The organism is Anaerolineales bacterium (assembly GCA_022866145.1).
In the GTDB taxonomy this organism is placed as follows: Bacteria; Chloroflexota; Anaerolineae; order Anaerolineales; family E44-bin32; genus PFL42.
Genome location: JALHUE010000040.1, coordinates 1 through 1,918, shown reverse-complemented (window position 1 = coordinate 1,918; position 1,918 = coordinate 1). Strand labels below are relative to the sequence as shown.

At 66.1% G+C, this 1,918-nt stretch carries 3 protein-coding genes; 2 read left to right on the top strand and 1 reads right to left on the bottom strand.

Annotated features, from left to right (window positions below; genetic code table 11):
- The coding region (locus tag MUO23_01235; protein ID MCJ7511574.1) for a hypothetical protein at nucleotides 1-312 on the top strand (312 nt) is incomplete at its 5' end.
- A gap of 307 nt (nucleotides 313-619) precedes the next feature.
- Here MUO23_01235 and MUO23_01230 read toward each other — a convergent pair.
- A complete protein-coding gene (locus MUO23_01230) occupies nucleotides 620-1,477 on the bottom strand; it encodes a DegV family protein (protein ID MCJ7511573.1) in 858 nt (285 codons plus the stop codon).
- A 280-nt stretch (nucleotides 1,478-1,757) separates the two neighbouring features.
- On the opposite strand from MUO23_01230, the gene MUO23_01225 reads away from it, so the two are divergent.
- The coding region (locus MUO23_01225; GenBank protein ID MCJ7511572.1) for a DNA recombination/repair protein RecA at nucleotides 1,758-1,918 on the top strand (161 nt) is incomplete at its 3' end.

Here is a 1,918-nt window from a genome sequence, read left to right as displayed (position 1 = left end):
TCTACTGCGGCCGTCGGCCGCTCGCAGCGGTTGTTGGTCGCGTTCCCGGGAGAACGGAGCGATGCAGCCGTCGTGATCACCCCGCTGATCGTGGCGGCGGCATTCACCCCGATCAGGATCTGGCTTCAAGCGATCGTTGATCGCCCGCTCAAGGATCCGCCTGGTAGGGTGAAGGCCCGGCGTCAATTCGGCGACCAGGCGCTTCTATGCCGAGATGATGGATGCAACCGCCCTGGGCTGGCGCCCGCTGGAAAGGGCGATCCACGATCTGGGGGCTCAAGGCGGGGCGACCCGCCTGACAGTCGATGGTAGCCTGAGCACAGTGCATCGGCTGGGGACAGAGCGCGGGGCAGCCCAGGTGTCGATGCCTCTCGTGTCAGGCGGAGAGCGGTTCGGCTTAAGGCTGCTGAGTCCGCGGAAGGACGAGCTCGCGCTTGATCCGTTGGACTTTGAAGCGCTGGTGGAGGTCGCCCAGGGTGTCTCGCGCCCTTCAACTCGAGCTGGCGGCCGGGCTCGGTCCGGCCGCGCATGACCGGGGCGCTGCCTAGGTCGGCGCTGTCGTCGTGAAACGGAAGGTGGGCAGGAAAGCGAAGGCGGCCTGCCAGGCCGCCCTCAAGGGCTAGAGCAGGTCTTCCAGCAGGCTGATCGGCAGCACAGCCGCCCCGACAATCCCCGGTCCGGTATGCACACCCAGGACGGGAGAGATCCGGCTGACCTCGAGGCTGGCGACGTTCAGGCGCTCCTTCATACTTGCCGCCAGAGTGTCGGCGGCCTGCGCGAAGCGGCCGTGCAGGATGTTGACCCAGACCGGGGTTTTCCCATACAGCTGATGCAGATGGTCGGTGATCGTCTCCAGCGCCTGGGGGATCGTCCGGCTCTTGCTCACGGTACTGTACTTGCCGTCGGCGTGGTCGACTCGGATGACCGGTTTGATCTTGAGCACGGACCCCATCAAGGCCTGAACCCGCCCGATGCGTCCGCCGTGGGCCAAGTACTCCAGCGTCTCCAGGGTGTAGATGACTTCGGTCTGAGTGCGGATCTGTTCGAGCCGCTCGCGGATTCTCTCTAGTTTCCAGCCGGCGCGATTCCCCCAAGCGGCCACCAGTACTTGAATGCGCTGGCCGCCCGAAAGGGTCATCGAGTCCCAGGTGTCGACTTCGGCCACGGCCTGCTCACCGCCGACGCGTGCAGCGTTCAGCGTGCCGCTCAGCCCGGAGGAAATGTGGATAGAGAAGACTTGCTCGCCGACGCCCGCCAATTGGTTGTAGAGAGCCTCGAAGACCCCACTGGAGGGCAGGGCGGTGGTAGGGATCGTCGGACGCATCGCCTCCAGGCGGTCATAGAACTCATCGAGCGTGAGGTCAGCGGAGTTCACCTCGCCCTCGGGGAATTGGATGAACAGGGGAGCCTGGGTAATGTCGAGCGCTTCGAGCTCTTCCTTCGGCATGTCCGCCGCGCAATCCGTCACGATTTTCATCGGCCTGCTGCTCCTCCCGGAATGAGGTCCATTCTACCCCACGCCCGGAGGGGCTTCTATCCGCTGAGCCCCTGTTCGCCGGCGCCGGGGGCGCCCTGCCCGTCTTGGGAGACCGCGGCCGGGGCGCGGGCTTGCGGTTGGGCCTGGGCCTTGACAGATAGAACAAATGTGCTACTCTGGAGGCGAGAGTGAGAGGGAGCCCGGGAGGTGCGATTTGGCTAGGCGCGCGGTTGCCGAACGGACGGAAGCGGTCGAGGGCGAAGCCAGCAAAGCAACCGCGTTGCAGGATGCGCTGACCGCGATCCGCAAGCAGTACGGGGAGGGGGCGGTGATGCGGCTGGGGGAGGCGCGGCATCTGGCGGTGGAGGTGATTCCGACGGGGTCGTTGGCGCTGGACCTGGCGCTGGGGGTCGGGGGGATACCGCGGGGGCGGGTGACGGA

Coding starts and splice junctions, on each gene's coding strand:
- MUO23_01230 (MCJ7511573.1), bottom strand. CDS start 1,477: ATGAAAATCGTGACGGATTGCGCGGCGGACATGCCGAAGGAAGAGCTC.